Source organism: Paraperlucidibaca sp. (genome assembly GCF_982810325.1).
Genome location: NZ_CEYEMI010000056.1, coordinates 850 through 5,028, shown reverse-complemented (window position 1 = coordinate 5,028; position 4,179 = coordinate 850). Strand labels below are relative to the sequence as shown.

The 4,179-nt window shown below is 55.9% G+C and carries 4 protein-coding genes; all 4 read right to left on the bottom strand.

Annotated features, from left to right (window positions below; all coding sequences use genetic code 11):
* On the bottom strand, positions 1-1,445 hold a 1,445-nt coding region (glpK, locus tag AC3DKE_RS10950), incomplete at its 3' end, for a glycerol kinase GlpK (RefSeq protein ID WP_487990704.1).
* Between the two features lie 68 nt (positions 1,446-1,513).
* Positions 1,514-2,062 (bottom strand): transcription/translation regulatory transformer protein RfaH, encoded by a 549-nt coding sequence (rfaH, locus tag AC3DKE_RS10945; protein ID WP_411729991.1) that lies wholly within the window; start codon positions 2,060-2,062, stop codon positions 1,514-1,516.
* 59 nt (positions 2,063-2,121) lie between these two features.
* Positions 2,122-3,606: a phosphohexomutase domain-containing protein gene (locus AC3DKE_RS10940; protein ID WP_487990703.1), complete on the bottom strand. Its 1,485-nt coding sequence runs from the start codon at positions 3,604-3,606 to the stop codon at positions 2,122-2,124.
* A 55-nt stretch (positions 3,607-3,661) separates the two neighbouring features.
* The coding region (locus AC3DKE_RS10935) for a UDP binding domain-containing protein (protein ID WP_487990702.1) at positions 3,662-4,179 on the bottom strand (518 nt) is incomplete at its 5' end.

Below are 4,179 nucleotides of genomic sequence, written 5' to 3'. Positions count from 1 at the left end.
GTGTAAAGCGAGCTACGCTTGTCATCACTCATGGTCGGCTCAAAGCGGCGGTCACAACTCCACAGCGTCGAAATATCATCTAAAGAGGTGAAAATACCGACCTGCAGACCGGCCAAAAATGCCGCGCCCAACGCCGTAGTTTCTGTGACCACGGGGCGATCCACCGGCACGCCAATGATATCGGCCAGCGATTGCGCCACCCAATTATTCACCACCATGCCGCCATCGATGCGCAGCGTGGTGACAGGCGAAGCACCATCGCGAGTCATGGCTTCCATCAGGTCGCGAGTCTGGAAGCACACCGACTGCAAACCAGCAGTAACAATCTCACCAATGCCAGTGTCACGAGTCAGGCCAAAGATGGCACCGCGCGCACGCGGATCCCAATACGGCGCACCTAAGCCGGTAAACGCCGGCACCATATACACGCCGCGAGCATCGCCAGTAGCCTCGGCAATCGCCTGAGTTTCAGAGGCACAGCCAATGAGCTTGAGGCCGTCGCGCAGCCATTGAATGGTGGCACCCGCAACAAAAATCGAGCCTTCCACTGCGTACGTGGTTTCGCCATTGAGACGATAGGCCACGGTAGTGAGCAAGCGGTTTTCCGACTGCACAATGGTGCTGCCGGTGTTAGTAATCATGAAGCAGCCCGTGCCGTAGGTGCTTTTCACCATGCCCGGCGCAAAACAGGCTTGGCCAATGAGTGCCGCTTGTTGGTCACCAGCAACGCCACAAATAGGGATGGGCGCGCCTAAAAAATCCGGTGCGCAGCGGCCAAAATCAGCGCTGGAATCCTTCACCACCGGCAGTAGCTCGGCGGGAATATTAAACAGGCGCAGCAACTCTTCATCCCAGCATTGCGTGCGGATATTAAACAGCATGGTGCGCGAGGCATTGGTGGCGTCGGTCGCATGCACTTTGCCATGCGTGAGCTTCCACAATAACCAGCTATCGATGGTGCCAAAGGCCAACTCGCCACGCTCGGCGCGGGCGCGCGCATTGGGCACATGATCGAGCAACCAAGCCAGCTTTGTTGCCGAGAAATACGGGTCCAGCAGCAGGCCAGTGCGCGATTGAATCAACGGCTCATAGCCCTGTTCTTTTAACTCAGCACAACGCTCACCAGTACGGCGGTCTTGCCAAACAATGGCGCGATGCACCGGCATGCCGTTGGCACGATCCCAGAGCACGGTGGTTTCGCGCTGATTGGTAATGCCGATGGCGGCAATATCACGCGCATGCAGGCCGCCCTTGCGCAGCGCATCGCGGCAGACGGTCTCGGTCGCCCACCAAATATCCATGGCGTCATGCTCAACCCAGCCATCGGCGGGAAAATGCTGCTTAAGCTCGACTTGAGCGCTGGCGACACGGTTACCGGTGCCATCAAAAACGATGGCGCGCGTGCTAGTAGTGCCTTGATCGATCGATAAAATATAGTGCGGCATGATGATGTAATTCTTATTGCTAGGACAAAACAGGGCTTACTTTAACGGCAAACAGTCTGCTGTAACATTCAATCCGAAATTTTTAGCGACTGAATGGGCATGCTCACACGCTGCTCTTGATGCAACAGTTTTAGCAACAGCACCACACGCTCAGTGCCATCGCGGGCAGCAACGACGGCATCTAGGCCAGCCAACGGGCCTTCGTTAATAAGCACGTCTTGGCCAATAGCAAAGAGTGCTGTTGGGTTTTCGCTACCGGCATCTTGCCCAGTTTCGCGCGCTTGTAGAGCGTCGACGATGGCATCGGGCACGGCCAACGGCAGCTCGCCGAAGCGCAAGACTTTGGCAACGCCACGAGTGGAGCGAATCGGCGCCCAGTTGTCGTGCTTGGTGCAGAGCTGAACGAAAATGTAATGCGGAAATAATGGCTCAACGACAACGGTGCGCTTACCTCGACGCAGAATCTCACGCCGTAAAGTTGGCACAAATCCTTGATAACCCTGATTGGCTAGCTGCTCTACCGCGCGCTCACATTCGCGCGGCTTGCACTGCAAGACATACCAACGCCGCGAGGCCTCTATATCTAACTCTAGCATTGAGCCTAAACCATCAAGCATCCGGCGCTCCTTGCCTCGTTACGGTATCAGCCCTAAACATGGCTGCTAAGGCGCATAGTTTATGCCGTAATGAGCGCTCGCAGCCAGTCGGTTTTCGTCTGCATGAGTTTGCTGTCGCCGCGCGACTCAACATTGAGGCGAACCACAGGCTCGGTATTACTCATGCGCAAATTAAAACGCCATTGCTCAAACTCACGAGACACACCATCGAGCATAGACTCGCTGACTAAGGTTTCGTTGTTGGCCTTAACCTCTGCTTGCACAGCGGCATCTACGCGATTGAGTGCAGCGGCGGCGTCACTGACCTTGAAATTAATCTCACCACTGCAGGGGTAAGCCGCCTGTGCTTCAGCGACCAAACTAGACAATGGTTTGCCATCGGTAATTAAACGCTCGAGCAGCAATAGCCACGGGATCATGCCGGAGTCGCAGCAGTAGAAATCGCGGAAATAATGGTGCGCCGACATCTCGCCGCCATAGACCGCACCTTCGCGGCGCAATGCACCTTTAATAAAGCTATGGCCACACTTGCTGACCACCGCGCGACCGCCCATCGCCTCCACTTGCGCAATAGTGTTCCAGGTTAAGCGGGTGTCATAACACACCGCGCCATTGGGTTCGTACTTGAGCAGTTGTGTGCCGAGCAAGGCCACTAAGTAATAGCCCTCGATGAACGCACCGGTTTCATCAAAGAAAAAACAGCGATCAAAGTCGCCATCCCAGGCAATGCCCAAGTCAGCTTTTTGCTCGCGCACTACACTGGCTGTGTCTTCTTGGCATTTCGCCAACATAGGATTAGGCACACCGTTGGGGAACTGTCCATCGGGCGTGTGAAATACGCGTGTGATGTCTAGCTTGAGGCCTTCGGCGATGTTGTCAAAAAATGGGCCGGCACAGCCATTGCCAGCGTTCACGACGATTTTTAATGGCGTTTGGCGTTTATCTAATGCGGACTTAAGTGCTGGGAAATCAACGAAAGAGCGGACTTTTCCGCGATAGGTGTCGGCGATTGGCATTTTTGCATGCAACTGCGGATCTACTTGGTATTGGTCGCCGTTTGTTAGCGGGCCAAAGTTATAAGACTGCACGCCAGCCTCAGCAGCCTGCTCGCTTAGCAGTTGCCGCGTCAGCACTTCCATTTCAGCCAAACCATCATCGCCGCTAATCGGCCGCGACTCATAACGCACCATCTTGATGCCGTTATCGCCCACCGGATTGTGGCTTGCGGTAATCATCACGCCGCCGCCCATGACTTCGCCATTCAAACCCGGTGAGCCCGCCGCGTGATACACCATCTCGGTGCCAGCCAAACCAATATCGCGCGTCGCCACACCTTCGGCATTCAGCCCCGCCGCCAGCGCCCGCGCAAAATCCTCGCTGGTGTCACGAATATCGTAGCCAATCGCCACCGGCCCCTGCGGCTGAATCACTCGCGCATAAGCCCGACCAATCGCATACACCATGTCGATATGCAGCTGTGCCGGCACTGGCCCACGCACGTCATAGGCTTTAAAAGCAGGAAGTTTTTGCAAGGGCGTAGTCATAAAAGGCCTTAATAGATAAAGATGAATAATGTCGGCAGAAACTTAGCACGAAAATCTAAAACACATCCCCACGGCCGATGCCAACGTACGTGAAGCCCTGCTCGCGAAGATAGTCTGGATTGTAGACATTGCGGCCATCGAGGATGAATGGTTGGCGCAGGCCGGCGCGTATACGAGCGTAATCTGGGCTTTGGAAAATCTCCCAGGCCGTGACCACGATGAGGGCATCCGCGCCAGCTGAAGCCGTGCTCGAAGAACAGTTCAGCACATCATATGGCTGATCAACGATCTCGAGCAGCGGCTGATCCGGATAGCATTCGCGCAAGCTTTGCGCGGCGAGCGGGTCGTAGACGCGGGTGCGCGCGCCTTGGGCCCAGAGGGCTTGCAGCAATGGGTGCACGGCGGAATCTTGCACGCTGGCGGAGTTGGGTTTGTAGGCGGCGCCCCAGATGGCGAAGCAGCGACCGCTGAGGTCGCCTTCGAAATAGCGCCAGAGTTTGCGGAAAAGGATGTCGCGCTGGCGTTCGTTGATGCGCAAGGCATTGGCGATGAGGGTTTGCTGGTCGATGGAAG

Coding starts and splice junctions, on each gene's coding strand:
- rfaH (WP_411729991.1), bottom strand. CDS start 2,062: ATGCTTGATGGTTTAGGCTCAATGCTAGAGTTAGATATAGAGGCCTCG.
- AC3DKE_RS10940 (WP_487990703.1), bottom strand. CDS start 3,606: ATGACTACGCCCTTGCAAAAACTTCCTGCTTTTAAAGCCTATGACGTG.